This is a genomic window from Citrobacter portucalensis (genome assembly GCF_023374935.1).
Taxonomy (GTDB): domain Bacteria; phylum Pseudomonadota; class Gammaproteobacteria; order Enterobacterales; family Enterobacteriaceae; genus Citrobacter; species Citrobacter portucalensis.
In genome coordinates, this window is record NZ_CP092466.1 from 1,784,154 (window position 1) to 1,808,299 (window position 24,146).

A 24,146-nucleotide genomic window follows, 5' to 3' on the forward strand; every position below is an offset into this window, starting at 1 on the left:
CCGGCATGATGAGTGCCGGGGTTTTTTATTGCGCCTAACTTAGAAGCTGTAAGTCATGCCAACCGTGTAACGACGTCCATCAAGGACGGTGTCGTAGGTATCGTAATCGATTTGTTTATCCAGCACATTATACACGCCAGCGGTCATCAACAGATCCTTGGTAGCATAGTAACGTAAACCAACGTCGACCTGAGTATAGGACGGGGTGCCCTGTGCCATAGAGGTTCGGCTCAGGTATTCAGACGTTTTCCCGCGCAGATTCAGACGGCTCCAGAAACCGAGATCCTGCGTAGCCTGCCAGTCCAGCGTCGTGTTAAACATATGCTTCGGCATTTTGTTCAACGGCTGGCCGGAGAACTGACCGCTTTTCTGCTCAGATTCCGTGTAGGTGTAGTTCGCGGTCCAGTTGACGTCGGAGGTTATTTTCCAGCCGAAGGTGGATTCTACGCCGCGCATATTGGCTTTATCGACGTTAACGCGATCGCTGACGAAGTCATAAGTCGTATTGCCGATGGTGCAGGCCGGATCGGAACTGCTGTTACAACGGCGAACTTCGGTGATTTTGTTTTTAAAGTCGGTATTGAACAACGTAACGCCTGCGTTGAGGTCGTTGCCGTTATCCCACAGTAAACCGATCTCTTCGCTGAGGCTTTTCTCCGGCTTCAGATCCGGGTTGCCGACAATGATTCCGTTCAGACGGCCGCCGCCAGTAACCTGTCCCCAGCTGGCAGAGGACTGGCGCAGATCCGGTGCGCGATAGCCCGCGGAAACGCCACCTTTTAAGGTCCACTGATCGCTCAGATGCCATACGCCATAGCCGCGTGGCGTCCAGTTGTCACCGTAGTTTTCATCCTTATCCATACGCAGACCGCCGGTCAGCGTGAAGGTATCGGTTACGGCCCATTCATCTTCAGCAAACAGCGCCCAGCTCCAGCGAGTTAGTTTGTTAAGCCCATCAGCCGCTTGCAGCTGGTTACCGTTATCGCGCAGTTTTTCATAACGGTATTGCCCGCCCAACGTCAGGGTGTGCGCCCCAAGGAATACCTGGTTCTGGTTATTGAAAATCGTGTTGTAGGACTTCATCTGGCGACCGGGGTTGTCGGTCTCTTCCTGCTGGACATAGCTGGTGGAGTTGAAGTCGTCGTAATAGCCGCTATGGGTGAGTGAATATGTGGTGTGCACATACTTGCTTTCGCTTTTACTGTTGGGCTTACAGCTTCCGTTGCGGCAGTTTTCTTGTGCCTTGGATTTGCCTGGCGTACTGTCGCGATCCTGCAATTCACGTGCGTAATCGAAATCGATGTCGTTTTTATCATCTGGCGTAAAGTTCAGGGTTAATCCCCCGCTACGCATACGCTGTTCGTTGTAGCCATTTACGATTTCATCTTCCGCGCGGTGGGAGAATAATCCGGTCACCTTCGCGCCAAGTAATCCGTCAACCAGCGGCCCGGACGCATAGGCATTGGTCTGGTAAATATCACCGGAATCTCTGTCTTCCTGGAAAGTGGCATCGCCGTGTAAGGATCCGGTCCAGGCTTTGGTATTCGACACTTTTTTGGTGATGACGTTAATAACGCCACCCATCGCATCGGAGCCGTAAAGCGATGACATTGGGCCACGGATGACTTCGATACGCTCGATGGATTCCAGCGGCGGTAACCAGCCTTGTTCAATACCTGAGTTATCGCTGTTAGGTCGTATGCCGCGTGTGCTGATACGTTTGCCATTGACCAGGAACAGCGTGTATTGCGAAGCCATACCGCGAATACTGATATCGCTGCTGCTTCCCCCGCCAGTGACGACGACGCCAGGGACATCTTTTAGCGCATCGGTGACATCTCGATAGGCTTTGTCCTCAATCTGCTGCTTGGTAATAACAGATATTGAAGCCGGGGCATCCTGAATTTTCTGCTCGAAACCGGTAGCGGTAACGACCACGGTGTCTTGTTCAGCGGCATGGCCGAGTGATGGGAGGCAGGCGACGCATACTGCGGCAGCTACAGCCTTAACGTGAGGTATAGTCATTTGTATCATTCCATTTAAATGAATCAAACTGCGCGTCATGTGAAAGGCCATGACAATTGTATGTATTTGTCTTTTAAGGACTCTTTTCAGTAAAGAAGCGGGGGAGATTGTACAAAAGTATGAATGTTTGTAAACACAAATGATAATAGAAATCATTTGTGTTTGATATGATTTTGCGTGAAATGCTTTTTAATCAATAAGATAGTGGGGAAAGAAAAAAGGAGAAAAAGTGAAGGAATGATGGAGAAATGAAGAGGGGGGGAATCTTTTTTGATGCTGGAAGAACCAGGCTGAAGGACAGCGGCAATTGCACCGCTGTCCTGTAATGGCTTACTTATAACCGATGGAATTTGGCGAGTAAGGCCAGTGACAAGGTGGTTAACAGGATAGCGATCACGGCATAGAGATAGACTCCAGACCACTCCCAACTGTTCTTCACTAATATCACCGGTACGCCCGCTAGCGCCGCACCAACATAGCTAAACAATCCTCGGAAGCCGGTTATCGATCCCGCCGCATCTTTGTGAGTGACGTCCAGACAACCTACGGCAAAAAGCATATGTGGGCCGTACAGGGCGAAACCCATAATGGTGAAGAGAATGGCCGTAATGGTATATGAAGTATCCTGAACCAGTGGAATTAAGGTAATACATACGCACAACATTAATGCGAATATTAAACCTGTCATCCAGCGATTACTTTTAAACATAAAGTCCGATAAGTAACCTGCCAGTAAACCTCCGGCAAGTCCACCGGCTTCAAACCACGAGATAATGGAGTTGGCTTTAATCAGGCTCCAGCCATGCACCTGAGAATAGTAAATTTGCGGCCAGTCGTTTAGAATAGTGCGGGCAATATAAACCGACATATCACCAATGATGATAATCCACACCAGCGGGTTAATCAGGATATATTTAACGAAAATCTGCCAAAAGGAGAGGTTAACCGGACTGGCTTTAACCTGGGCTAGCTCTGTTGGATCCTTGCGCCATTCACCTACGTTAGGCAAACCTAAGGTCCCGGGACGGTCTTTAATTGTAAAGAGCGCAATGACCCCCATTAGCAAGGAGATCGCGCCCGGTACATAAAAACCCATTTTCCAGCTACCGCTCCAGACAATCGCGAAACTCGTCAACAGTGGGGCGAGACTGCCGCCAATATTATGTGCCGCCTCAACGACCGCCCACCAACGTCCGCGTTCATTCTTGGAAAACCAGGATGCCATGATTTTTGCCATTGGCGGAAAACTGGTGCCCTGGAGGATAGCATTGAGGCTGTACAACACATAAAACGCGGCAACGCTGTCGGAAAAACCAAACAGAATATTAACGATCCCCACGCCAATGAGAACCGGGCCGGTCATGGCTTTCGGATTGATTTTATCAACCAGCATGCCGCCAACAAACTTCATTGACCCATACAGGATGTAAAACAGTGAAGACATGATGGCAAAATCTTCTGCGGTCAGAGCGGTATCAGACAACATTGCTGGCATGGCCGCTGAGAAGTTTTTACGCGTTAAATAAAAGACAGCGTAAGAGATAAAAACCGAGGTAATGATCTCTATCCTGAATTTTTTGTAAGTATGGTCAATCTCTTGTTTTTCTTTTACAACCGGCTTATCAGCCTGGCTGAATATAAACGATTTCAAGCTCATATGAGTTTCCCTTCAGGCAGTGCTCGTGGGTTATAATCCATCTTCGACGAAGAACAAAAGTGACTCGAATCCGTGAAAGTTAATTTGATTTGTTATTAACTCTCTGACCGCCGGTTTAGCTTTCCAGGCAATACCCGTGCCTGCATACGTGAGCATGGGAATATCGTTGGCGCCATCACCGCAGGCGATAATATTATGCTGATGTATCAGCAGAGAGTCGGCAAGTCCGGCCAATGTTTTTTTCTTATTTTCTGAGTTCATGATTGGCGTGGAAATATTATCCGTCAGCATGCCATCCCTGACTTCAACAGTATTTGAAAATACATAATCCAGATTATATTTCTGTTGTAAACGGCGGGTGAAAATATCCAGTCCGCCGGAAATGATCGCTGTTTTAAATCCTTTCTGTTTGAGGAATGGCAAAATGGTGGTGATGCCGGGAGAGGCCGTCATCCGATCGCATACGGCATTGATGACATCGATGTGCGTCCCTTTTAACATTCCGATGCGCTGAGTGAAACTGCTATTGAAATCCAGTTTTCCTTCCATCGCCTGCTGCGTCAGTTCCGTTATCCGATCGGTGATGCCTAGCGCGCGGGCGATCTCATCCACACCTTCTTCCTCGATAAACGTCGAGTCCATGTCAAAGGCGATGATTCCGTTCGTCGGGATCTTTTGTGGTTTAAGGAAAAAATCAAATTGCTTAGTGAACGATGTAGCCCTTAGTTTCTTGTATATGTCATCGGTGAATATTTCATCGGCTATTGATAATTTTAAATACGGTTTATTGAATGCGGCTATAGATAACTGCTCCAGTGCGCACGGATATTGTTTGGTCTCGGTATTTAGAAATGTATTGTGCAGCCATGTCTGAAGTTTTTCAGTATCTTTTGCACTAATGAAATAAATAATTTCCATTTTGTCACTCCTGTAAACTGAGGTTATTGTAATAGTGGGGAGTGACGATTGAATCCAGCTTTATCACAGATGTGAATGTTAAAAAAAAGATAAAATAGTATTGTTTTTTATACCAACAAATAAACAAAGTCTGAAAGGTATCATTTTTGATATACACGTCACGGTCTGTTGCTACTGGCGGTATATTCTATTTTGACTAACAGGGATGGGTCTAAAATGGAAAGTTGTATTGATATTTTTAAAGTCGTCATTGGGCCTTCCAGTTCAAGAACAGTAGGGCCAATGCGTGCCGCGTTTAACTTCATTTCACAATTAAAGCTACAGGAGATCTTACCGCTAACGCGAGAGATCGAGGTTGAGCTATATGGCGCGCTCTCATTAAGCCGCAAGTGTCATAACGTTGATGTCGCGATTTACCTGGGCTTGTTGGGTAACCAGCCGGATGATGTTGAATTACGCCAACAGATGGATCTCATTAAACGTGCTGAACAGGACGGCACCCTGACGCTTTCTCCTTCAGTTACCGTGACGGTCGTAATTAAGCCGAATCAACAACCGCATTCTGGTCATCCCTACGCGATGACGTTTCGCGCCAGGGATGATTATTTTACCTTGTATGAAGAAACATGGTTTTCAACCGGCGCCGGCCAGGTTCGCAAACCCGGCGAGTCGGTGCCCGAGAGAACCGCGCAAAAAAACGCATTTCCTTTTGCGTTTCAAAATGCCGCGCAGCTGCAGGCGCTGTGTCAGCGTAATGGATTATCCGTTGCGGCGTTAATGATGAAAAATGAGTTACAGATGCATTCTCAGGCGGCTTTGCATGACTATTTCGCGCATGTTTGGGCGATAATGCAGCAGGCAGTCCATCGTGGTCTGCATACTGAAGGACTACTGCCTGGCTCGTATCAGGTGCCGCGCAGGGCCTGCTCGCTCTATAAATTACTGGCAATGAAACCCTCTGCTAACGACTTTCTCACCAACCTCAACTGGGTGAATGCGTTTGCGATTGCCGTCAGCGAGGAAAACGCCGCTGGAGGGCGAGTGGTGACAGCGCCGACCAATGGTGCCAGCGGTATCATCCCAGCGGTCCTCAGTTGGTACGATAAGTTTGTCTGTAAGCTGGATAGCGCATCGGTTATCCGTTTTTTCCTCACTGCTGGCGCCATTGCGCTACTGTTCAAACAAAACGCGTCTATCTTAGGTTCTGAAGTCGGGTGTCAGGGAGAGATCGGTGTGGCCAGTTCGATGGCCGCGGCCGGATTAGCGGAACTGATGGGAGCGTCAGTTGCTCAGGTGCTGAACGCTGCAGAAATCACCATGGAGCACCATCTTGGGCTGACCTGCGATCCGGTTGGCGGGCAGGTACAAATTCCCTGTGTCGAACGAAACGCGATTTCGTCCGTAAAAGCGATTAATGCCGCAACGATGGCGATGAGCCGTGTCAGCGAGCCATGTGTTTCGCTCGATGAGGTGATTGCAGCCATGTATGAAACGGGTAAAGACATGAGTGCGAAGTACCGTGAAACGTATCACGGCTGCCTTGGGAAAATTCAGCCAAAAAATCGGGGAGGGCGGCATGAAATATCACACCATGAATAATGATGAAATCATCTTGTCATTATGCGCTCGCATCAGAGAAACGCGGATTTCTCTGGCGCTAACGCAGCAGCAGCTTGCTGACCGCGCGCAGGTGGGCATTGCGACCATTAAACGCATTGAGAAAGGCGGCGGCCTCAATCTGGACACGCTTATCTCCCTGCTGCGGGCACTGAATAAGTTGCACCATCTGGATGCAATCTTATTCGAGTCTGAAGTGCGTAATTTTAACGAAGGTCATGAAGGCGGTGAAAGCGTGGGGCGATTACAGGTACGCCAACAGGCGGCCGATCTAAATCGTAAAGCATCCGCGCCGCAATCAGAAGAGATGAGCTACAGCGCGGCAATAGAAAACACTCTTTACTGGTGATTACTTCAGCAAATACTGGGCATGGAAGCGCAGGTGATCCTCAATAAACGACGCAATAAAGTAATAGCTGTGGTCGTAACCAGGTTGGATGCGTAGCGTCATTGGCCATGCGGTCTGACGGGCAGTTTCGGCCAGTACCGCGGGCTGCAGCTGATCGGCAAGAAACTGATCGCTGTCTCCCTGATCGATTAACGTCGGAATCGCGTCTGCGGGTTTGCTGGCCAGCATTAACGCGCAGCTATCCCACTCTGCCCACTGTGTTTTATCTTCGCCCAGATAAGCGCTAAAAGCCTTCTCACCCCACGGAACACGACAAGGGTTTACGATCGGCGCAAAGGCGGAAACGCTGGTGTATCTCCCGGGATTTTTCAGCGCCATAATTAATGCGCCGTGGCCGCCCATGGAGTGTCCGCTGATGGCGCAGCGATCGCTGACGTTAAACTGCGACTGAATCAGTGCCGGAAGCTCATCACGCAGATAGTCATACATACGAAAATGCGTTGCCCACGGCTGCTGGGTGGCATTGAGGTAAAATCCGGCCCCTTGACCTAAATCGTAGCCATCATCGTTGGCAACCTGCTCGCCGCGCGGGCTGGTGTCCGGCATCACGAGAACAATACCCAGCTCAGCTGCAATGCGCTGCGCGCCTGCTTTGGTGGTGAAGTTTTCATCATTACAGGTCAGGCCCGACAGCCAGTACAGCACCGGAGGCGCGGCGTTATCACGGGGTGGTGGAAGAAAAATACTGAAGGTCATGGCGCAATTTAACGTGGCGGAGTCGTGACGCCAGCGTTGCTGCCAGCCTTCAAAACAGCGGTGCTCTTCAAGTATTTCCATGCGTGGCTCCTTGTTGTGTTGAACCTGAATGTGTTTGCGAACTCATCATAATACAGATTATTCATAGCACTGTGAGTAACTTTCACTTCCGCATTGAGCAAACATACTTCATCATCTATATAACTTTACATTAACACTCGACGTCACCGGGCTGAACGACAAGTGAAATCAGCAACGCTGAAAGGCTGTGCCAATTTCAATAATTATCACGGTGAATACTGGATTATGTGCGCCGCCTCACGCACAATGTTCTGGCTGTGACACAGCCTAAAAACTTTGCCCCATGCAGGGCAGAGGCGCCCCACCTGCAGGAGAAGAAGAAATGTCATCACTCAGTAAAGAAGCGGCACTGGTTCATGAAGCGCTGGTTGCGCGTGGTCTCGAAACCCCGCTGCGCCCGCCCGTGCAAGAGATGGATAACGAAACACGCAAACGTCTTATCTCTGGCCATATGACCGAGATTATGCAATTGCTCAATCTCGATTTGAGCGATGACAGTCTGATGGAAACTCCGCATCGCATAGCGAAAATGTATGTCGATGAGATTTTCTCCGGCCTCGATTACGCCAACTTCCCGAAAATCACCGTCATTGAAAACAAAATGAAGGTGGACGAGATGGTCACGGTTCGTGATATCACGCTGACCAGCACCTGCGAACACCACTTTGTCACTATCGATGGCAAAGCGACGGTGGCGTATATTCCGAAAGATTCGGTCATTGGTCTGTCGAAGATTAACCGCATTGTGCAGTTCTTTGCGCAGCGTCCGCAGGTACAGGAACGTCTGACCCAGCAAATTCTCACCGCGCTGCAAACGCTGCTCGGGACGAATAATGTGGCGGTATCGATTGATGCGGTGCATTACTGTGTGAAAGCGCGCGGCATTCGTGATGCGACCAGTGCGACCACCACCACTTCTCTTGGCGGATTGTTTAAGTCCAGCCAGAACACGCGTCAGGAATTTCTGCGCGCAGTACGTCATCACAACTGATTAGGACAGGAACCATGGAGCGTAATGTCACGCTGGATTTTATTCGTGGCGTTGCCATTCTTGGTATCCTGCTTCTCAATATTAGCGCCTTTGGCTTGCCGAAGGCGGCATATCTCAACCCCGCCTGGTATGGCGACATTACCTTATCTGACGCCTGGACCTGGGCGCTGCTCGATCTCTTCGCGCAGGTAAAATTCCTTACGCTGTTTGCTCTGCTGTTTGGTGCTGGTCTGCAAATGCTGCTCCCGCGTGGTAAACGCTGGATCCAGTCGCGGCTTACGTTGCTGGTGCTGTTGGGATTTATTCACGGTTTACTCTTCTGGGATGGCGATATCCTGCTGGCATATGGCTTGATCGGCCTGATTTGCTGGCGGCTGATCCGGGATGCGCCGTCGGTGAAAAGCTTGTTTAACACCGGCGTGGTGCTTTATTTGGCGGGCGTTGGTGTATTGCTGCTGTTGGGTGTGATCTCCGGGAGCGAAACCAGCCGGGCCTGGACGCCGGATGCTTCAGCGCTGCTGTATGAAAAATACTGGAAAGTGAACGGCGGAATGGAAGCAATCAGCAATCGCGTGGATATGATGTCCAATAGCTTGCTGGCGTTAGGCGCGCAATATGGCTGGCAACTGGCGGGGATGATGCTGCTCGGCGCGGCATTAATGCGTAGCGGCTGGCTAAAAGGGCAGTACAGTTTGCAGCATTATCGACGCACTGGCGTTCTGCTGGTTATTATCGGCATGGCGATTAACCTGCCTGCTATCATCGCTCAGTGGTATCTGGACTGGGCCTACCGCTGGTGTGCCTTCCTGTTACAAGCCCCGCGAGAGCTGGGGGCACCTTTGCAAACCATTGGTTATGCTGCGCTGATGTTTGGTTTCTGGCCACAGCTTAGTCGCTTCAAATGGGTCATTGCTATCGCCTGTGTGGGGCGCATGGCATTAACCAACTATCTGTTACAAACCTTAATCTGCACCACGTTGTTTTATCAGGCCGGTTTATTTATGAAATTTGACCGGCTGGAGCTGCTGTTTTTCGTCATCCCTGTCTGGGCGATTAACTTACTTTTCTCTGTCATATGGCTGCGTTTCTACCGGCAGGGTCCGGTGGAATGGCTGTGGCGTCAATTAACCCTGCGTGCTGCGGGGACATCATTACCGCGAACATCCAGATAACGATCTGGATCACATTCATTAACAAAATGGATGTAAGCGCTTTCATTCCTGTGACATCACTCACGCAGTCCGTTTCATTGTGCTGACAAAATACCCAGCCTGGGGTGTCTGCGGGCAGCCGCAATCTAAAACAGGGCAGTGAATATGGTAACCATTCGTGATGTGGCACGGCAGTCTGGCGTTTCTGTAGCGACCGTTTCCCGCGTACTGAACAACAGTGCGCTGGTGAGTCCCGATACGCGTGAAGCGGTAATGAAAGCAGTCACTCAGCTTGGCTATCGACCTAATGCCAACGCACAAGCGCTGGCGACGCAGGTAAGCGACACGATTGGCGTTGTCGTCATGGATGTATCAGATGCGTTTTTTGGCGCGCTGGTAAAAGCCGTGGATATGGTTGCCCAGCAGCATCAGAAGTATGTCCTGATTGGCAACAGCTACCATGAGGCGGAAAAAGAACGTCATGCCATTGAGGTGTTGATACGCCAACGCTGTAACGCGCTGATTGTACACTCTAAAGCGCTGAGCGATCGGGAACTGGCCGAGTTTATGGATCAAATCCCCGGCATGGTACTGATCAACCGCCTTGTTCCTGGCTACGCCCACCGTTGCGTCTGCCTGGATAACATCAGCGGTGCCAAAATGGCTACCCGAATGCTGCTAAATAATGGTCATCAACGCATCGGTTATCTGGCATCAAGCCACCGCATTGAAGATGACGCCATGCGCAAAGAAGGATGGTTAACTGCCCTGAAAGAGCAAGGGATTGTTGCGGCAGAAAGCTGGGTCGGCACCGGTTCGCCCGATATGCAGGGCGGAGAGTCCGCGATGGTGGAATTGCTGGGGCGTAACTTACAACTGACGGCGGTCTTCGCTTATAACGACAATATGGCAGCAGGCGCACTGACCGCGCTAAAAGATAACGGCATCGCTATTCCATTACACCTTTCTATCATTGGCTTCGATGATATTCCCATCGCACGTTACACCGATCCGCAGCTAACCACTGTGCGCTATCCCATTGCCTCAATGGCAAAAATGGCGACGGAGCTTGCGCTACAGGGGGCGGCTGGCACGTTGGATCCGCAGGCGTCGCATTGTTTTATGCCAACGCTGGTGCGTCGTCATTCAGTAGCGCTGCGGCAGAATGCGGCACCGATCACTAACTCATAACGTTGCGCGATGTAACCGCTTTCAATATGTGAGTAAATTCACAGTATATTAACAATGCGATAGCTATGATGACACTGTTTGTTGCGCTGTAACTACTATGTAACGGTGAATAATCACTTTCATCGAGGTATAGGTGCCTTAAACAAAAATTAAAGCCTGTTTTTGGAGCGTTGCCAGACACGGAAGAAATATTTTTTAAAAGTGAGCTTCGGCGTTCAGTAACACTTCAGTAACGTTCTGCCTGCCGAGCATTTATCTCAAGTACTACCCTGCATAATAAAACCGGAGATACCATGAATAAGAAGGTGTTGACCCTGTCTGCTGTAATGGCAAGCATGTTATTCGGCGCGGCTGCGCACGCTGCTGATACCCGCATTGGTGTGACTATCTATAAGTATGACGATAACTTTATGTCTGTAGTACGTAAGGCTATTGAAAAAGATGCCAAAGCGGCACCAGATGTACAGCTGCTGATGAACGACTCGCAGAACGACCAGTCCAAACAAAACGATCAGATCGACGTGCTGCTGGCAAAAGGCGTTAAAGCACTGGCGATTAACCTGGTTGACCCGGCAGCTGCTGGCACGGTCATTGAAAAAGCACGCGGACAGAACGTACCGATCGTATTCTTCAACAAAGAACCTTCTCGTAAAGCGCTGGACAGCTATGACAAAGCGTATTACGTCGGTACCGACTCTAAAGAGTCCGGCATTATTCAGGGTGATTTGATTGCCAAACACTGGGCAGCTAACCCGAACTGGGACCTGAACAAAGACGGCAAAATTCAGTTTGTTCTGCTGAAAGGCGAACCGGGACACCCGGATGCTGAAGCACGTACCACTTACGTGATTAAAGAGCTGAACGACAAAGGCATTAAAACTGAGCAGCTGCAGTTAGATACTGCAATGTGGGATACCGCTCAGGCGAAAGATAAGATGGATGCGTGGATGTCTGGTCCAAACGCGAACAAAATTGAAGTGGTTATCGCTAACAACGATGCGATGGCAATGGGTGCAGTTGAAGCGCTGAAAGCGCACAACAAAACCAGCGTACCAGTATTTGGTGTGGATGCGCTGCCTGAAGCGCTGGCTCTGGTGAAATCTGGCGCCATGGCCGGTACCGTCCTGAACGATGCCAACAACCAGGCGAAAGCCACCTTCGATCTGGCGAAAAACCTGGCTGACGGCAAAGGTGCGGCAGATGGCACTAACTGGAAAATTGAGAACAAGATTGTTCGCGTTCCGTACGTAGGTGTCGATAAAGATAATCTGGCAGAGTTCACCAACAAATAAATACTCCGTATGTGGGCGCAATTTCATTGCGCCCTTAATAACGCACTCTGCAAGGCCAACAAGGTATAATTATGGTCAGCACACATACTCAGTCGTCAGGCGAATACTTGTTGGAAATGACCGGCATCAACAAGTCCTTCCCCGGCGTTAAGGCGCTTGATAATGTCAATTTAAAAGTCCGCCCGCATTCTATTCACGCCCTAATGGGAGAGAATGGCGCGGGGAAATCAACATTATTGAAATGTCTTTTCGGCATCTATCAAAAAGATTCCGGCAGTATTTTATTTCAGGGTAAAGAAATCGATTTTCATTCTGCGAAAGAAGCGCTTGAAAATGGTATTTCGATGGTACACCAGGAATTAAACCTGGTATTACAACGTTCTGTAATGGACAACATGTGGCTGGGACGCTATCCCACCAAGGGCATGTTTGTCGATCAGGAAAAAATGTACCGTGATACCAAAGCGATATTTGATGAACTGGATATTGATATCGATCCGCGTGCGCGTGTCGGCACATTATCTGTTTCACAAATGCAGATGATTGAAATTGCGAAAGCATTCTCCTATGACGCCAAAATCGTCATCATGGATGAGCCAACTTCATCGTTAACTGAAAAAGAAGTTAACCATCTGTTCACCATCATCCGTAAGCTGAAAGAGCGTGGATGCGGTATTGTTTATATCTCTCACAAAATGGAAGAAATCTTCCAGCTGTGCGATGAAATTACCGTTCTGCGCGATGGCCAGTGGATTGCGACCCAGTCGCTGGAAGGGCTGGATATGGATAAGATCATCGCCATGATGGTCGGACGTTCACTGAACCAACGTTTTCCGGATAAAGAAAACAAACCTGGTGAAGTCATTCTGCAAGTGCGTAACCTGACCTCGCTGCGCCAGCCGTCGATTCGTGATATCTCGTTTGATTTGCACAAAGGGGAGATTCTTGGGATTGCAGGTCTGGTAGGCGCAAAACGCACGGATATCGTTGAAACGCTTTTTGGTATTCGTGAGAAATCATCAGGTACGATTACGCTACACGGCAAAAAAATTAATAACCACAGTGCAAATGAAGCCATCAACCATGGTTTTGCACTGGTCACGGAAGAGCGCCGTTCAACCGGTATTTATGCGTATCTGGACATTGGTTTTAACTCGTTAATTTCCAATATCCAAAACTATAAAAACAAAGTTGGTCTGTTGGATAATTCCCGCATGAAGAGTGATACCCAGTGGGTAATTGACTCCATGAGGGTAAAAACACCGGGTCATCGTACGCAAATCGGTTCACTTTCTGGCGGTAATCAGCAAAAGGTGGTTATTGGTCGTTGGTTATTAACCCAGCCAGAAATTCTGATGCTGGATGAACCGACACGTGGAATCGATGTTGGCGCGAAATTTGAAATTTATCAGTTGATTGCCGAACTCGCGAAAAAGGATAAGGGGATTATTATTATTTCCTCTGAAATGCCGGAGCTGCTGGGTATTACCGATCGTATTCTGGTGATGAGCAATGGTCTCGTTGCTGGAATTGTTGACACTAAAACAACAACGCAAAACGAAATCCTCCGTCTTGCGTCTTTGCACCTTTAAGATTAGGGGCTCCTCATGAGTGCGTTAAATAAGAAAAGTTTTCTTACTTACCTGAAAGAAGGCGGAATTTACGTTGTTCTTTTGGTTTTGCTGGCGATTATTATTTTCCAGGATCCCACTTTCTTAAGCTTACTGAACCTGAGTAATATTCTCACGCAATCCTCGGTGCGTATTATTATCGCATTGGGTGTGGCTGGACTGATTGTTACCCAAGGGACCGACCTGTCGGCGGGGCGTCAGGTTGGCCTGGCGGCAGTGGTGGCGGCAACTCTGTTGCAGTCGATGGAGAATGCCAACAAGGTGTTCCCGGAAATGGCGACGATGCCGATCATTGTAGTGGTGCTGATTGTTTGCGTGATTGGCGCCATTATCGGTCTGGTGAACGGTATTATCATTGCTTATCTGAACGTAACGCCGTTTATTACCACACTGGGTACGATGATTATCGTTTACGGGATCAACTCCCTGTACTACGACTTCGTCGGTGCATCGCCAATTTCTGGCTTTGACAGCGGATTCTCAACCTTTGCGCAGGGCTTTATTGCACTGGGCAGTTTCCGACTCTCCTACATCACTTTCTATGCGCTGATTGCGGTGGCCTTTGTGTGGGTGCTGTGGAACAAGACTCGCTTCGGTAAAAACATTTTCGCCATCGGCGGAAACCCGGAAGCTGCGAAAGTGTCCGGTGTAAACGTTGCGCTGAACCTGCTGATTATCTATGCGTTGTCTGGCGTGTTCTATGCCTTCGGTGGTTTGCTGGAAGCCGGACGTATCGGCTCAGCGACCAACAACCTCGGCTTTATGTATGAGCTGGATGCGATTGCGGCGTGCGTGGTTGGCGGCGTGTCGTTCAGCGGCGGGGTAGGTACCGTGTTTGGCGTAGTGACCGGTGTGATTATCTTCACCGTCATCAACTACGGTTTGACCTACATCGGCGTGAACCCATACTGGCAGTATATTATCAAGGGCGGCATTATTATCTTCGCGGTCGCGCTGGACTCACTGAAGTACGCGCGTAAGAAGTAATCTGGGAAGAGAAAAATAAAACCGGTGCAGAGGCGTTCTGCATCGGTTTTTTTATTTGATAAAGAGTAACCAGATACCAGTGAACAATGCACCAATGGCCATACCGAAATAAACGATGATATAGCTCCAGTAAGTGCTGGGTTCTTTAGCGCGAGAAATGATCATTGGCGTCTGCGAACCTTTCACTGTTTTCTCGACGATACCGGAACGTAGTCCCTTCAGGCCTTCTCTGCACGTCCAGAGAACAATCATCAGTACGCCAATAACGATAAAGATCGTTTTTCCTTCCATGCTTATTTTCCTTGTTTCTTTTGTAATTCGAGTAATTGTTCAGGCGTGACCGCCGGATACCCCTGCGCATCGTCCGGTACCTGATGCATGGTAGGGATGGGCACCAGTGGACCTAAAAAACGGGGCTCACGTTTGAAAATGTAGAGATCGGCGAGTGCGCCAAAACGCGCGCCAAATTCACGAACCCGCACGGTGAGCATATCTTTTGGCGAAGGTACGGCGTAGCACTGGGCCTGGATACCCATATGCAGCGCAATAAACAAGGCGCGCTCACAGTGGAATCGTTGAGTAATAATGATGAAATCGTTGGTATCGAACACCTTGCGGGTACGCACGATGGAGTCAAGCGTCCGAAACCCGGCGTAATCAAGCACGATGTCAGCGGGATCGACGCCTGCGGCAATCAGATCCTTACGCATCGTCATGGGTTCGTTATAGCTTTGCTGGGCATTGTCGCCGCTTAACAGCAGATAGTTTACCTTCCCGCTGTTATAGGCGTTCAATGCGCCCTGAATACGGTAGCGGTAATACTGATTGATGACGCCGGTGCGGTAATACTTCGCCGTGCCCAGAACCACACCTACCTGGCGGTAGGGCAAATCCTGCAGTTCGTCGTAAATGTAGGGAGCCGTCTTCCAGCTCATCCACCGATCGAGTCCAAGCACAGTCAAAAGCAGCAAGCCTAGCAGGACTAACAGGCTGTAAAACACGCGCTTTAACATGCAGAAAACTCGTTATTTGGATGGAATTTCAATCAGGCTACTGTACCGGAAGACGTAGCGCAAGAAACAGCAGTCTGATTGAGGGGATTTTAGGCATTCTGCATAGTGCCGGATAGCGGTGTAAACACCTTATCCGGCCTACGAACCGGCGTTATTGAGTCGATTAACCCAGGAGAACGCGCTCAATATTATTGCAGCCCAGTGCTTTCAGCGTGGCGGAGGTCGCATCCCACTGAATCAACGGCGCGTCGGCTTTTTCAGCCAGCACGGCGCGTTGGATATCTGGATAATCATAACCGTTCAGATTCAACAGGTTTAACGCGCCTTGCAGCGGTGGCAGGGTCGGGTTAAAGGCGGCATTTTCAGCATAGCTGCCGCTAAAAATACGGCCATCTTTACACTCCAGCGCCACGCCGCTTGGGGATTTGCTGTACGGCATATGACATCTGTTGGCAGCAGTGATTGCCGCTTGGGTCAACGCATCGCCCTGCAGCGCGAAGCCGTGATCCTGATCGTCCATCAGCAGCGTTTTAATCTCCAGATCTTTCGGGCCGAAGGCATCTGGCAGGTAATCACGCAGCATGTGTGGCGCACGTCCCGGCAGATGAATCCGTAAATCCAGTCCGCTGTTCAGTTCGTTCATAAACTGGCGACAGTGGCCGCACGGCGTGTAGTTGACGGTGATGGCGGCGAGCCCTTTTTCACCGCGCAGCCAGGCGTGGCTGATAGCGCTTTGCTCGGCATGAACAGTTTGCTGCATGGTCGCGCCCAGGAACTCCATGTTCCCACCGAAGTACCAGTTGCCGCTGATGCCGCGAGAAATTGCCCCAACGTTGAAGTTGGACAGCGGAGTACGTGCGCAGGCCGCAGCCAGCGGCAGCAGAGCGAATGCCAGCGCGTCTTCGTCCAGTCCCGATTCGCGTTTCAGCAAAGAGACCTGCTCAGCAGTCAGCATGGCGGGGAAATGTGCATCCGCCAGAACAGGGGCCAGGGCTGATTGCAAGTTATCCGCGAGTTGGGCAAAAGCAGTTTGAAAACGTGGATGCATGGCGATGCCTCATAACAATGTAATGGAATCGTAGTTTACGGGCCTGTTATGGCTTTATATGTGATCCAAATCTCATTGTGTGTGCAACTTATGAAACTTAAATGAAAAATGTGCAACGCATCGCAAATAAATAGCTAAAAAATGAAGATTAACCCACCACTGCCAGAATAATCGGGAACAGGAACGGGGCTACCAGCGAGGTAATAATGCCGCAGATGACCAGCGCCAGTGAGCTAAACGCACCTTCCTGATAGTCCAGTTCCGCACAGCGTGCGGTGCCCAGGGCGTGCGACGCGGTGCCCATTGCCAACCCACGTGCGGCCTTAGTGCGGATACGCATCGCATTAAGCAACGTATGACCAAACACTGCCCCCAGGATACCGACAAAGATGACGCATACGGCGCTGATCGCCGGAATGCCGCCAATACTGCCACCCACCGCCATAGCGATAGGTGTAGTGACCGATTTTGGCATAATAGACGCGGCAATTTGCGGTGATGCGCCCATCAACAAGGCGATTGTTGTACCTGTTACCATCGCCACAACGCTCCCGGCAAAACAGATAGCAATGATTGATTTCCAGCGGGCGCGAATCTGGTGCAACTGTTCGTATAACGGATAGGCCAGCGCGACCACGGCGGGTTGCAGCAAATCGTTCAGCACTTCGCTGCCTTTGAAATAGTGATCGTAGGGAATACCGGTCAGCAGCAGAATGGGAATAATCACCACCATGGCAACCAGCAGCGGATTCAGCAAAGGCATTTTAAAGCGAGCTGCCAGCTTACGTGCGCCAAAAAATACCGCCAGCGTAAGAGGTAACGACCACCAGATATACGACATCATTTTTTTGCTTTAGCCTCTTTTTGCCCAACGATTTTGCGCTCACCGTGCACAATGTGCGAGCTCCAGCTCACCACCAGGAAAACGACCAGCGTACTGATGGTACAAGACACCACCACCGGACCAAATTGCGCGCGCAGCAGGTCAAAGTACTGCATGATCCCCACGCCAATCGGGACAAACAACAGGGCCATATAGCGAATCAGCACGTAGCAGCCGGGGTTAACCCATTTTGCCGGTAACACCTGCAAAGCCAGTAAGACAAACAGAATCAGCATGCCGATAATGCTGCCCGGAATGGTGATGGGGAGTAGCGATGCAAGAAAAATACCTGCATAGAGGCAGGCATAAATCAGGACGAATGCGCGCAAATATTGCCAGATAACGTTCAGTGCTTTGCTCATAGTTGAAACCCTTGACGAGATTCATTCATCATACAATTAAACTTAAAAACGTGCTACCGATCACATCATGAATTCTAAGCATAGAGGAAATAGATATCTGGAACATCGGGCGATGGCCCTAACTCTCCGCGCTAAACCTGTGCCAGGTAGTACAGAAAACGATTCAGGGCGGTAGTCGGCGTTTCGTTGTTGCGCCAGAATACGCCGACGCTGCCTTTTTGTTCAATCTTCGGCAGATTCAGGATAGCCAGTTGTCCCTGGGCGGCATACCGTTGTGCCAGGCGCAAAGAAAGAATAGAGATCATGTCGCTACTTTGCAGCAGGTTGGTACTGACGTTGATTGATGCCGATTCAATGATGTTTTCCGGCAACATTACGCCGTTATCAACCAGCGCGTTATCAATGCTCATCCGGATAGGGGTTCCTGTCGGCCAGACAATCCAGCGCCAGTTAGCCAGATCGTGCCAGGTGAGCAGGGGATATTTTGCTAAGGGATGGTCGGGGCGGGCGACGAAACAGACCGGCTCGGTATACAGCACCTGATAATTGAGCGGCAACTGAAGCGCCCGACCGCCGACCCGACCGACGACGACATCCACCGAACCCGCGAGCAGATCGTGCAACAGCGGGGTCATCACTTTCTCTTCAATATTAAGATGCAGGGTTGGCAGTTCTGTGAGCAAACCCAGTATTGCCTGTGAAACACAGTCGGTCGCTACCGGCGAGCAGCCAATCTTCAGACTCCCTACAAGTCCGCCTTGCTTAAAACGGGCGATTTCATACTGCGAACGCTCCATATCATTGATCAGGCGTTGGGCATGTTGCAGTAGCAACTTGCCGCCTTCGGAAGGACGCAAACCTTTGCTATGACGTTCAAAGAGCGTGATGCCAATCTCATCTTCGAGCTGTGATAACCATTTCGACAATGCGGGCTGGGTGATATTCATCATCCGGGCGACGTGCGTCAGATTTCCCTGTTCGCCCAGCGCGATAAGCGTTTGCAGGTGTTGCAACTTCAGTTTCTGCGCCCAGTTTGCCATTTGCTATAACCTCCAGGTTATGCCTCTGCATGAAAAGCCATTGTACATTTCATCTCCAAACATACAAAGTCGCAACATACCTAAAACAAAACAGACATCTACTCTACCTGCACTGAGGCATTCACTATGACTCAACAACGTGATCTACAAGCACTGATCGATTCCGCCCCCGTCGGTAAGACCCAGTGGCGCGTTATCATCTGCTGTTTTCTGGTTGTCATGCTCGACGGATTTGATACCGCGGCGATTGGTTTTATCGCACCCGACATTCGCACTCACTGGCAGCTGACTGCCGGCGATCTGGCACCGCTGTTTGGCGCAGGTCTGCTGGGGCTGACCGCTGGCGCGCTGCTCTGTGGCCCGCTGTCCGACCGTTTTGGCCGCAAACGTGTGATAGAACTCTGCGTGGCGCTGTTCGGTGCACTGAGCCTGCTCTCGGCTTTTTCACCCGATCTGCAAACGCTGGTTATTTTGCGCTTTCTTACCGGCTTAGGGCTGGGCGGCGCAATGCCGAATACCATTACTATGACCTCGGAATACCTGCCCGCGCGTCGGCGTGGCGCACTGGTCACCATGATGTTCTGTGGCTTTACTCTGGGATCGGCAATGGGCGGTATCGTCAGCGCACAGCTGGTGCCGGTGATTGGTTGGCACGGCATTCTGGTGCTGGGAGGCGTTCTTCCGCTAATGCTGTTTGTTGCTCTGCTGTTTGCGCTACCGGAATCCCCGCGCTGGCAGGTTCGTCGTCAACTGCCGCAAAACGTGATTACCAGAACCGTTAGCGCCATCACCCGGGAACGTTATGACAATACCCATTTTTATCTCAACGAAGGTGCCGCGATAGCTAAAGGCAGCATTCGCCAGCTGTTCGTTGGGCGACAGCTGCCTATTACTCTGATGCTATGGGTAGTGTTCTTTATGAGCCTGCTGATTATTTATCTGCTCTCCAGCTGGATGCCAACGCTGCTTAACCATCGTGGAATTGATCTGCAGCATGCCTCCTGGGTAACTGCCGCCTTCCAGATTGGAGGAACGCTGGGGGCACTGGCGCTGGGCGTGCTGATGGACAAATACAATCCTTTCCGCGTGCTGGCCGTGAGTTATGCGCTGGGCGCAGTGTGCATCGTCATGATTGGCCTGAGCGAAAACGGTCTGTGGCTGATGGCACTGGCTATTTTTGGCACCGGCATCGGCATCAGCGGTTCTCAGGTTGGTCTTAATGCGTTAACCGCTACGCTTTATCCGACACAAAGCCGGGCGACGGGCGTCAGCTGGTCTAATGCAGTGGGGCGCTGCGGCGCGATTGTCGGCTCGCTTTCCGGCGGGGTGATGATGGCGATGAATTTCTCATTCGATAACCTGTTTTTCATTATTGCCGTCCCGGCGGCCATCAGCGCGGTAATGCTTACGCTGCTGACGGTTGTTATCCGCCAGTCGGCCTCTGCCTCAAATACTCTGCCACGCGCAGGTGTTGTGAATGAATAAGGAGAATCCCTATGTCTGAACTGAATCAGGACGTTAAGAACAGCCGTCAGCAGTTTTACCAGCATATTTCCGGGCAGAATCTGACCCCGCTGTGGGAGTCGCTGCACCGCCTGGTGCCGCCAACACCGAACGCACATTGCGCGCCTGCGTACTGGAACTATCAGGAGATCCGCCCGCTGCTGCTGGAAAGTGGCGATCTGATTGGCGCGAAAGAGGCGATTCGCCGCGTGCTGGTGCTGGAAAACCCAATGCTGCGTGGACAGTCTTCAATCACCCCAACGCTGTACGCGGGATTGCAGTTAATTATGCCGGGCGAGGTTGCGCCGAGTCATCGTCATAATCAGTCTGCACTGCGCTTTATTGTCGAAGGGAAAGGCGCATTTACCGCCGTGGATGGTGAGCGCACCCAAATGCATGAAGGCGATTTTATTCTGACGCCGCAGTGGCGCTGGCACGATCACGGCAACCCGGGCAGTGAACCGGTGGTGTGGCTGGACGGTCTGGACCTGCCGTTGGTGAACCTGCTGGGTTGTGGCTTTGCGGAAGACTACCCGGAAGATCAGCAGCCGGTCACGCGCAAGGAAGGGGATTACTTACCGCGCTACGCGGCCAATATGCTGCCGCTGCGTCATCAGAAAGGTAACTCATCGCCGATTTTTAACTATCGCTACGATCGCAGCCGTGAAGCACTGCATGACCTGACCCGCATGGGCGACGCCGATGAGTGGGACGGTTACAAGATGCGTTACGTCAACCCGGTAACCGGCGGTTATCCCATGCCTTCGATGGGAACCTTCCTGCAACTGTTGCCGCAGGGCTTTTCCTCACGGATGGCGCGTACCACCGACAGCACTATCTACCACGTGGTGGAAGGAAGTGGGCAGGTCACCATCGGCAACGAAACCTTCAACTTTTCGCCAAAAGATATCTTTGTGGTGCCGACCTGGCACGGCGTGTCGTTCCAGACCCGCGAAGATACCGTCTTATTCAGTTTTTCGGACAGACCGGTTCAGGAAGCACTGGGGTTGTTCCGCGAAGCACGCTATTAATTTGGGAGAGAGAAAATGACGCAATACGTATTTGAACCACAAGCGCCTGTTACCGTTCCGGTTGTTGGCTGTGATGAACAATTTCCTGTGCGCCGTGTTTACTGTGTGGGCCGTAACTATGCCGCTCATGCGCGTGAAATGGGCTTTGATCCGGATCGTGAACCACCGTTCTTCTTCTGTAAACCTGCCGATGCGGTAGTCCCGGTGGCGGCTGGTCAGATCCTTGAACTGCCGTACCCATCGCAAACCGATAACTATCACTATGAGATAGAGCTGGTGGTGGCGATTGGCAAAAAGGGCAGTGATATTCCGCTGGAAAAAGCGCACGAATATATCTGGGGCTATGCCACCGGTCTGGATATGACTCGCCGTGACCGGCAGATGGAGATGCGCCAGATGGGGCGTCCGTGGGAAATCGGCAAAGCGTTTGATCTCTCTGCGCCCATCGCGCCGCTGCATAAAGCCAGCGAAAGTGTGGATGTTAACCATGCGCCAATCTGGTTGCAGGTCAACGGCGACGATCATCAGCGGAGCGATATTCGCCATCTCATCTGGTCTGTGAATGAAACCATCAGCTATCTGTCAGGCTTTTTCGAACTGCAGCCGGGCGATCTGATCTACACCGGTACCCCAGAAGGCGTGGGGGCGGTAGTGAAAGGGGATGTGATCACCGGAAACGTAGACGGTTTAACCCCCATCGCCGTGAAGATTGTCTGAGGTGGATGATGAAGCTGTACAGTTTCTTTAATAGCTCGGCGTCATATCGGGTGCGCATTGCGCTGGCGCTGAAGGGGCTGGATTACCAGACGGTGGGCGTCAACATTCGCATCGGTCAGCAGAACGAACTGGCCTACCGACGGATGAACCCGGTGGGACTGGTGCCGACTCTGGTGACCGATGACGGAGAATCACTTGGGCAGTCGCTGGCAATAATTGACTGGCTGGATAGCCACTTTCCGCAGTCGCCGCTGCTGCCTGCTGACTTTCCGATGCGCAGTAAGGTGCTGGAAATAGTCTATGCCATCGCCTGTGATATCCACCCAGTGAATAACATGCGGGTACTGCGCTACCTGAGCGAAGAGTTAAAGGTCAGTGAAGAAGATAAAAAACGCTGGTATGCGCACTGGATCCAGCAGGGGCTAAGCGCGGTGGAACAGATGCTGCGCCAGAGCCATTCGGGGACGTTCTGCGTGGGTGATGCGCCAACGCTGGCGGATTGCTGTCTGATCCCACAGTGGGCGAACGCGTTACGTATGGGCTGTGATCTGAGCGGATATCAGCGCTGTAAGGCGGTATATGATGCCTGTACTCAGCTTCCGGCGTTTATTGCAGCCGCGCCCGAGAATCAACAAGATAAAATTCCAGCCTGATAAGGAGAACGACAATGGCTAAAGTGACACGCGCAATTATCGTGGGTGGCGGGATTGGCGGCGCGGCGACCGCGCTATCGCTGGCCCGTCAGGGCATTAAAGTGATGTTGCTGGAGAAAGCGCACGAGATTGGTGAAATTGGCGCGGGTATTCAGCTCGGGCCGAATGCATTCTCTGCTCTGGACAGCCTTGGCGTGGGAGAAGTCGCCCGTCAGCGTGCCGTTTTTACCGACCACATCACAATGATGGATGCGGTAAACGCAAAAGAGGTGGTCCGCATTGAAACCGGCCAGGCGTTCCGCGATCACTTTGGCGGTCCTTATGCGGTTATCCATCGGGTTGATATTCACGCCAGCGTTTGGGAAGCGGCGCTGGTGCATCCTAACGTTGAGTATCGCACTTCAACTAACGTGGTTGATATCCGCCAGACAGAGAATGACGTGACGGTATTTGACGAGCACGGCAACAGCTGGACGGCGGATATTTTGGTGGGCTGTGACGGTGTAAAATCGGTCGTTCGTCAGTCTCTGATTGGCGATGCGCCACGGGTTACCGGACACGTGGTCTATCGCGCCGTGATTGATTGCGATGATATGCCGGAGGATTTACGCATTAACGCACCGGTGCTGTGGGCCGGACCACACTGTCACCTGGTGCACTATCCGCTGCGCGGCGGTAAGCAATATAACCTGGTGGTGACCTTCCACAGTCGTCAGCAGGAAGAGTGGGGCGTGAAGGATGGCAGCAAAGAGGAAGTGCTCTCCTATTTTGCGGGTATTCATCCGCGCCCGCGTCAGATGCTGGATAAACCGACGTCATGGCGGCGCTGGTCCACCGCCGACCGCGAGCCGGTAGAAAAATGGGGAACCGACCGCATCACGCTGGTGGGGGATGCCGCTCACCCGGTGGCGCAATATATGGCGCAGGGTGCCTGTATGGCGTTGGAAGACGCGGTAACGCTCGGTAAAGCGCTACAGCAGTGTGATGGCGATGCGGCTGATGCCTTTGCGCTGTATGAGTCGGTGCGTATTCCGCGTACCGCACGCATCGTCTGGTCAACGCGTGAAATGGGCCGTGTCTACCACGCCGCAGGCGTCGAGCGTCAGGTACGTAATCTGCTGTGGAAAGACAAATCGCAGGCAGAGTTTTATCGCGGTATGGAATGGCTGTACGGTTGGAAAGAAGATAACTGTCTGTTGCCGCGCTGAGCCTCTTTAATCTCCCGAACGGAGGCGCTACCATAGCGCCTC

At 51.2% G+C, this 24,146-nt stretch carries 23 protein-coding genes; 13 read left to right on the plus strand and 10 right to left on the minus strand.

Annotated elements, in window-relative coordinates; all coding sequences use genetic code 11:
* Positions 1-39 precede the first annotated feature (39 nt).
* The 3 genes from LY264_RS08550 to serB form a co-directional block, all read right to left on the minus strand.
* A complete protein-coding gene (locus LY264_RS08550; RefSeq protein ID WP_048224611.1) occupies positions 40-2,025 on the minus strand; it encodes a ligand-gated channel protein in 1,986 nt (661 codons plus the stop codon).
* Between the two features lie 334 nt (positions 2,026-2,359).
* The gene (locus tag LY264_RS08555; RefSeq protein WP_048224609.1) at positions 2,360-3,682 is read right to left on the minus strand and encodes an MFS transporter; all 1,323 of its coding nucleotides are present in this window, start codon (positions 3,680-3,682) and stop codon (positions 2,360-2,362) included.
* A gap of 30 nt (positions 3,683-3,712) precedes the next feature.
* Complete coding sequence (gene serB / locus LY264_RS08560) at positions 3,713-4,600, minus strand: phosphoserine phosphatase SerB (RefSeq protein ID WP_071692564.1); 888 nt, start codon at positions 4,598-4,600, stop codon at positions 3,713-3,715.
* Between the two features lie 216 nt (positions 4,601-4,816).
* On the opposite strand from serB, the gene LY264_RS08565 reads away from it, so the two are divergent.
* Both LY264_RS08565 and LY264_RS08570 read left to right on the plus strand, forming a co-directional pair.
* On the plus strand, positions 4,817-6,199 hold the full coding sequence (locus LY264_RS08565; protein WP_071692565.1) for an L-serine ammonia-lyase: 1,383 nt from the start codon (positions 4,817-4,819) through the stop codon (positions 6,197-6,199).
* Complete coding sequence (locus LY264_RS08570; RefSeq protein WP_048224602.1) at positions 6,177-6,566, plus strand: helix-turn-helix domain-containing protein; 390 nt, start codon at positions 6,177-6,179, stop codon at positions 6,564-6,566. The genes LY264_RS08565 and LY264_RS08570 overlap by 23 nt, the downstream gene beginning before the upstream one ends.
* Here LY264_RS08570 and fghA read toward each other — a convergent pair whose 3' ends face one another.
* Positions 6,567-7,403: an S-formylglutathione hydrolase gene (gene fghA / locus LY264_RS08575; RefSeq protein ID WP_071692566.1), complete on the minus strand. Its 837-nt coding sequence runs from the start codon at positions 7,401-7,403 to the stop codon at positions 6,567-6,569.
* A 322-nt stretch (positions 7,404-7,725) separates the two neighbouring features.
* Between fghA and folE the strand changes: the two genes are divergently transcribed.
* From folE to mglC, 6 genes are all read left to right on the plus strand, one after another.
* A complete protein-coding gene (gene folE / locus LY264_RS08580) occupies positions 7,726-8,394 on the plus strand; it encodes a GTP cyclohydrolase I FolE (protein WP_003027410.1) in 669 nt (222 codons plus the stop codon).
* 14 nt (positions 8,395-8,408) lie between these two features.
* Entirely contained in the window at positions 8,409-9,566 is a 1,158-nt protein-coding gene (yeiB, locus tag LY264_RS08585) for a DUF418 domain-containing protein YeiB (protein WP_048224600.1), read from the plus strand.
* Positions 9,567-9,710: 144 nt separating this feature from the next.
* A complete protein-coding gene (gene galS, locus LY264_RS08590) occupies positions 9,711-10,736 on the plus strand; it encodes an HTH-type transcriptional regulator GalS (RefSeq protein WP_032943995.1) in 1,026 nt (341 codons plus the stop codon).
* A 293-nt stretch (positions 10,737-11,029) separates the two neighbouring features.
* A complete protein-coding gene (gene mglB / locus LY264_RS08595; protein ID WP_003027399.1) occupies positions 11,030-12,028 on the plus strand; it encodes a galactose/glucose ABC transporter substrate-binding protein MglB in 999 nt (332 codons plus the stop codon).
* Between the two features lie 71 nt (positions 12,029-12,099).
* Positions 12,100-13,620 (plus strand): galactose/methyl galactoside ABC transporter ATP-binding protein MglA, encoded by a 1,521-nt coding sequence (gene mglA, locus LY264_RS08600; RefSeq protein ID WP_048224597.1) that lies wholly within the window; start codon positions 12,100-12,102, stop codon positions 13,618-13,620.
* A gap of 15 nt (positions 13,621-13,635) precedes the next feature.
* A complete protein-coding gene (gene mglC, locus LY264_RS08605) occupies positions 13,636-14,646 on the plus strand; it encodes a galactose/methyl galactoside ABC transporter permease MglC (protein ID WP_003027393.1) in 1,011 nt (336 codons plus the stop codon).
* A 51-nt stretch (positions 14,647-14,697) separates the two neighbouring features.
* Here the strand turns inward: mglC and LY264_RS08610 are convergent, their stop codons facing one another.
* From LY264_RS08610 to LY264_RS08635, 6 genes are all read right to left on the minus strand, one after another.
* The gene (locus LY264_RS08610) at positions 14,698-14,937 is read right to left on the minus strand and encodes a DUF2542 family protein (protein WP_003834502.1); all 240 of its coding nucleotides are present in this window, start codon (positions 14,935-14,937) and stop codon (positions 14,698-14,700) included.
* A 2-nt stretch (positions 14,938-14,939) separates the two neighbouring features.
* A complete protein-coding gene (gene sanA, locus LY264_RS08615) occupies positions 14,940-15,659 on the minus strand; it encodes an outer membrane permeability protein SanA (RefSeq protein WP_003027383.1) in 720 nt (239 codons plus the stop codon).
* A gap of 163 nt (positions 15,660-15,822) precedes the next feature.
* Positions 15,823-16,707, minus strand: a complete 885-nt coding sequence (gene cdd / locus LY264_RS08620; RefSeq protein ID WP_008785263.1) for a cytidine deaminase — start codon at positions 16,705-16,707, stop codon at positions 15,823-15,825.
* A 148-nt stretch (positions 16,708-16,855) separates the two neighbouring features.
* Positions 16,856-17,551, minus strand: a complete 696-nt coding sequence (locus tag LY264_RS08625; RefSeq protein ID WP_003027380.1) for a CidB/LrgB family autolysis modulator — start codon at positions 17,549-17,551, stop codon at positions 16,856-16,858.
* The gene (locus LY264_RS08630; protein ID WP_003834497.1) at positions 17,548-17,952 is read right to left on the minus strand and encodes a CidA/LrgA family protein; all 405 of its coding nucleotides are present in this window, start codon (positions 17,950-17,952) and stop codon (positions 17,548-17,550) included. Before LY264_RS08630 ends, LY264_RS08625 begins: the two co-directional genes overlap by 4 nt.
* A 131-nt stretch (positions 17,953-18,083) precedes the next feature.
* Positions 18,084-18,992, minus strand: a complete 909-nt coding sequence (locus LY264_RS08635; protein ID WP_048224594.1) for a LysR substrate-binding domain-containing protein — start codon at positions 18,990-18,992, stop codon at positions 18,084-18,086.
* 126 nt (positions 18,993-19,118) lie between these two features.
* Here LY264_RS08635 and mhbT point away from each other — a divergent pair, with 126 nt between their 5' ends.
* Genes mhbT through LY264_RS08660 form a run of 5 tightly spaced genes read left to right on the plus strand, consistent with a single transcriptional unit; the run spans position 19,119 to position 24,104 of the window.
* Entirely contained in the window at positions 19,119-20,477 is a 1,359-nt protein-coding gene (mhbT, locus tag LY264_RS08640; RefSeq protein WP_048224591.1) for a 3-hydroxybenzoate transporter MhbT, read from the plus strand.
* 11 nt (positions 20,478-20,488) lie between these two features.
* A complete protein-coding gene (gene gtdA, locus LY264_RS08645) occupies positions 20,489-21,526 on the plus strand; it encodes a gentisate 1,2-dioxygenase (RefSeq protein WP_048215915.1) in 1,038 nt (345 codons plus the stop codon).
* A gap of 15 nt (positions 21,527-21,541) precedes the next feature.
* On the plus strand, positions 21,542-22,243 hold the full coding sequence (locus LY264_RS08650; RefSeq protein WP_003845199.1) for a fumarylacetoacetate hydrolase family protein: 702 nt from the start codon (positions 21,542-21,544) through the stop codon (positions 22,241-22,243).
* Between the two features lie 8 nt (positions 22,244-22,251).
* Positions 22,252-22,896 (plus strand): maleylacetoacetate isomerase, encoded by a 645-nt coding sequence (gene maiA / locus LY264_RS08655; RefSeq protein WP_048224588.1) that lies wholly within the window; start codon positions 22,252-22,254, stop codon positions 22,894-22,896.
* A gap of 14 nt (positions 22,897-22,910) precedes the next feature.
* On the plus strand, positions 22,911-24,104 hold the full coding sequence (locus LY264_RS08660; protein ID WP_032943986.1) for a 3-hydroxybenzoate 6-monooxygenase: 1,194 nt from the start codon (positions 22,911-22,913) through the stop codon (positions 24,102-24,104).
* Positions 24,105-24,146: the final 42 nt, after the last annotated feature.

Coding starts and splice junctions, on each gene's coding strand:
- LY264_RS08550 (WP_048224611.1), bottom strand. CDS start 2,025: ATGACTATACCTCACGTTAAGGCTGTAGCTGCCGCAGTATGCGTCGCC.
- LY264_RS08555 (WP_048224609.1), bottom strand. CDS start 3,682: ATGAGCTTGAAATCGTTTATATTCAGCCAGGCTGATAAGCCGGTTGTA.
- serB (WP_071692564.1), bottom strand. CDS start 4,600: ATGGAAATTATTTATTTCATTAGTGCAAAAGATACTGAAAAACTTCAG.
- LY264_RS08565 (WP_071692565.1), top strand. CDS start 4,817: ATGGAAAGTTGTATTGATATTTTTAAAGTCGTCATTGGGCCTTCCAGT.
- LY264_RS08570 (WP_048224602.1), top strand. CDS start 6,177: ATGAAATATCACACCATGAATAATGATGAAATCATCTTGTCATTATGC.
- fghA (WP_071692566.1), bottom strand. CDS start 7,403: ATGGAAATACTTGAAGAGCACCGCTGTTTTGAAGGCTGGCAGCAACGC.
- folE (WP_003027410.1), top strand. CDS start 7,726: ATGTCATCACTCAGTAAAGAAGCGGCACTGGTTCATGAAGCGCTGGTT.
- yeiB (WP_048224600.1), top strand. CDS start 8,409: ATGGAGCGTAATGTCACGCTGGATTTTATTCGTGGCGTTGCCATTCTT.
- galS (WP_032943995.1), top strand. CDS start 9,711: ATGGTAACCATTCGTGATGTGGCACGGCAGTCTGGCGTTTCTGTAGCG.
- mglB (WP_003027399.1), top strand. CDS start 11,030: ATGAATAAGAAGGTGTTGACCCTGTCTGCTGTAATGGCAAGCATGTTA.
- mglA (WP_048224597.1), top strand. CDS start 12,100: ATGGTCAGCACACATACTCAGTCGTCAGGCGAATACTTGTTGGAAATG.
- mglC (WP_003027393.1), top strand. CDS start 13,636: ATGAGTGCGTTAAATAAGAAAAGTTTTCTTACTTACCTGAAAGAAGGC.
- LY264_RS08610 (WP_003834502.1), bottom strand. CDS start 14,937: ATGGAAGGAAAAACGATCTTTATCGTTATTGGCGTACTGATGATTGTT.
- sanA (WP_003027383.1), bottom strand. CDS start 15,659: ATGTTAAAGCGCGTGTTTTACAGCCTGTTAGTCCTGCTAGGCTTGCTG.
- cdd (WP_008785263.1), bottom strand. CDS start 16,707: ATGCATCCACGTTTTCAAACTGCTTTTGCCCAACTCGCGGATAACTTG.
- LY264_RS08625 (WP_003027380.1), bottom strand. CDS start 17,551: ATGATGTCGTATATCTGGTGGTCGTTACCTCTTACGCTGGCGGTATTT.
- LY264_RS08630 (WP_003834497.1), bottom strand. CDS start 17,952: ATGAGCAAAGCACTGAACGTTATCTGGCAATATTTGCGCGCATTCGTC.
- LY264_RS08635 (WP_048224594.1), bottom strand. CDS start 18,992: ATGGCAAACTGGGCGCAGAAACTGAAGTTGCAACACCTGCAAACGCTT.
- mhbT (WP_048224591.1), top strand. CDS start 19,119: ATGACTCAACAACGTGATCTACAAGCACTGATCGATTCCGCCCCCGTC.
- gtdA (WP_048215915.1), top strand. CDS start 20,489: ATGTCTGAACTGAATCAGGACGTTAAGAACAGCCGTCAGCAGTTTTAC.
- LY264_RS08650 (WP_003845199.1), top strand. CDS start 21,542: ATGACGCAATACGTATTTGAACCACAAGCGCCTGTTACCGTTCCGGTT.
- maiA (WP_048224588.1), top strand. CDS start 22,252: ATGAAGCTGTACAGTTTCTTTAATAGCTCGGCGTCATATCGGGTGCGC.
- LY264_RS08660 (WP_032943986.1), top strand. CDS start 22,911: ATGGCTAAAGTGACACGCGCAATTATCGTGGGTGGCGGGATTGGCGGC.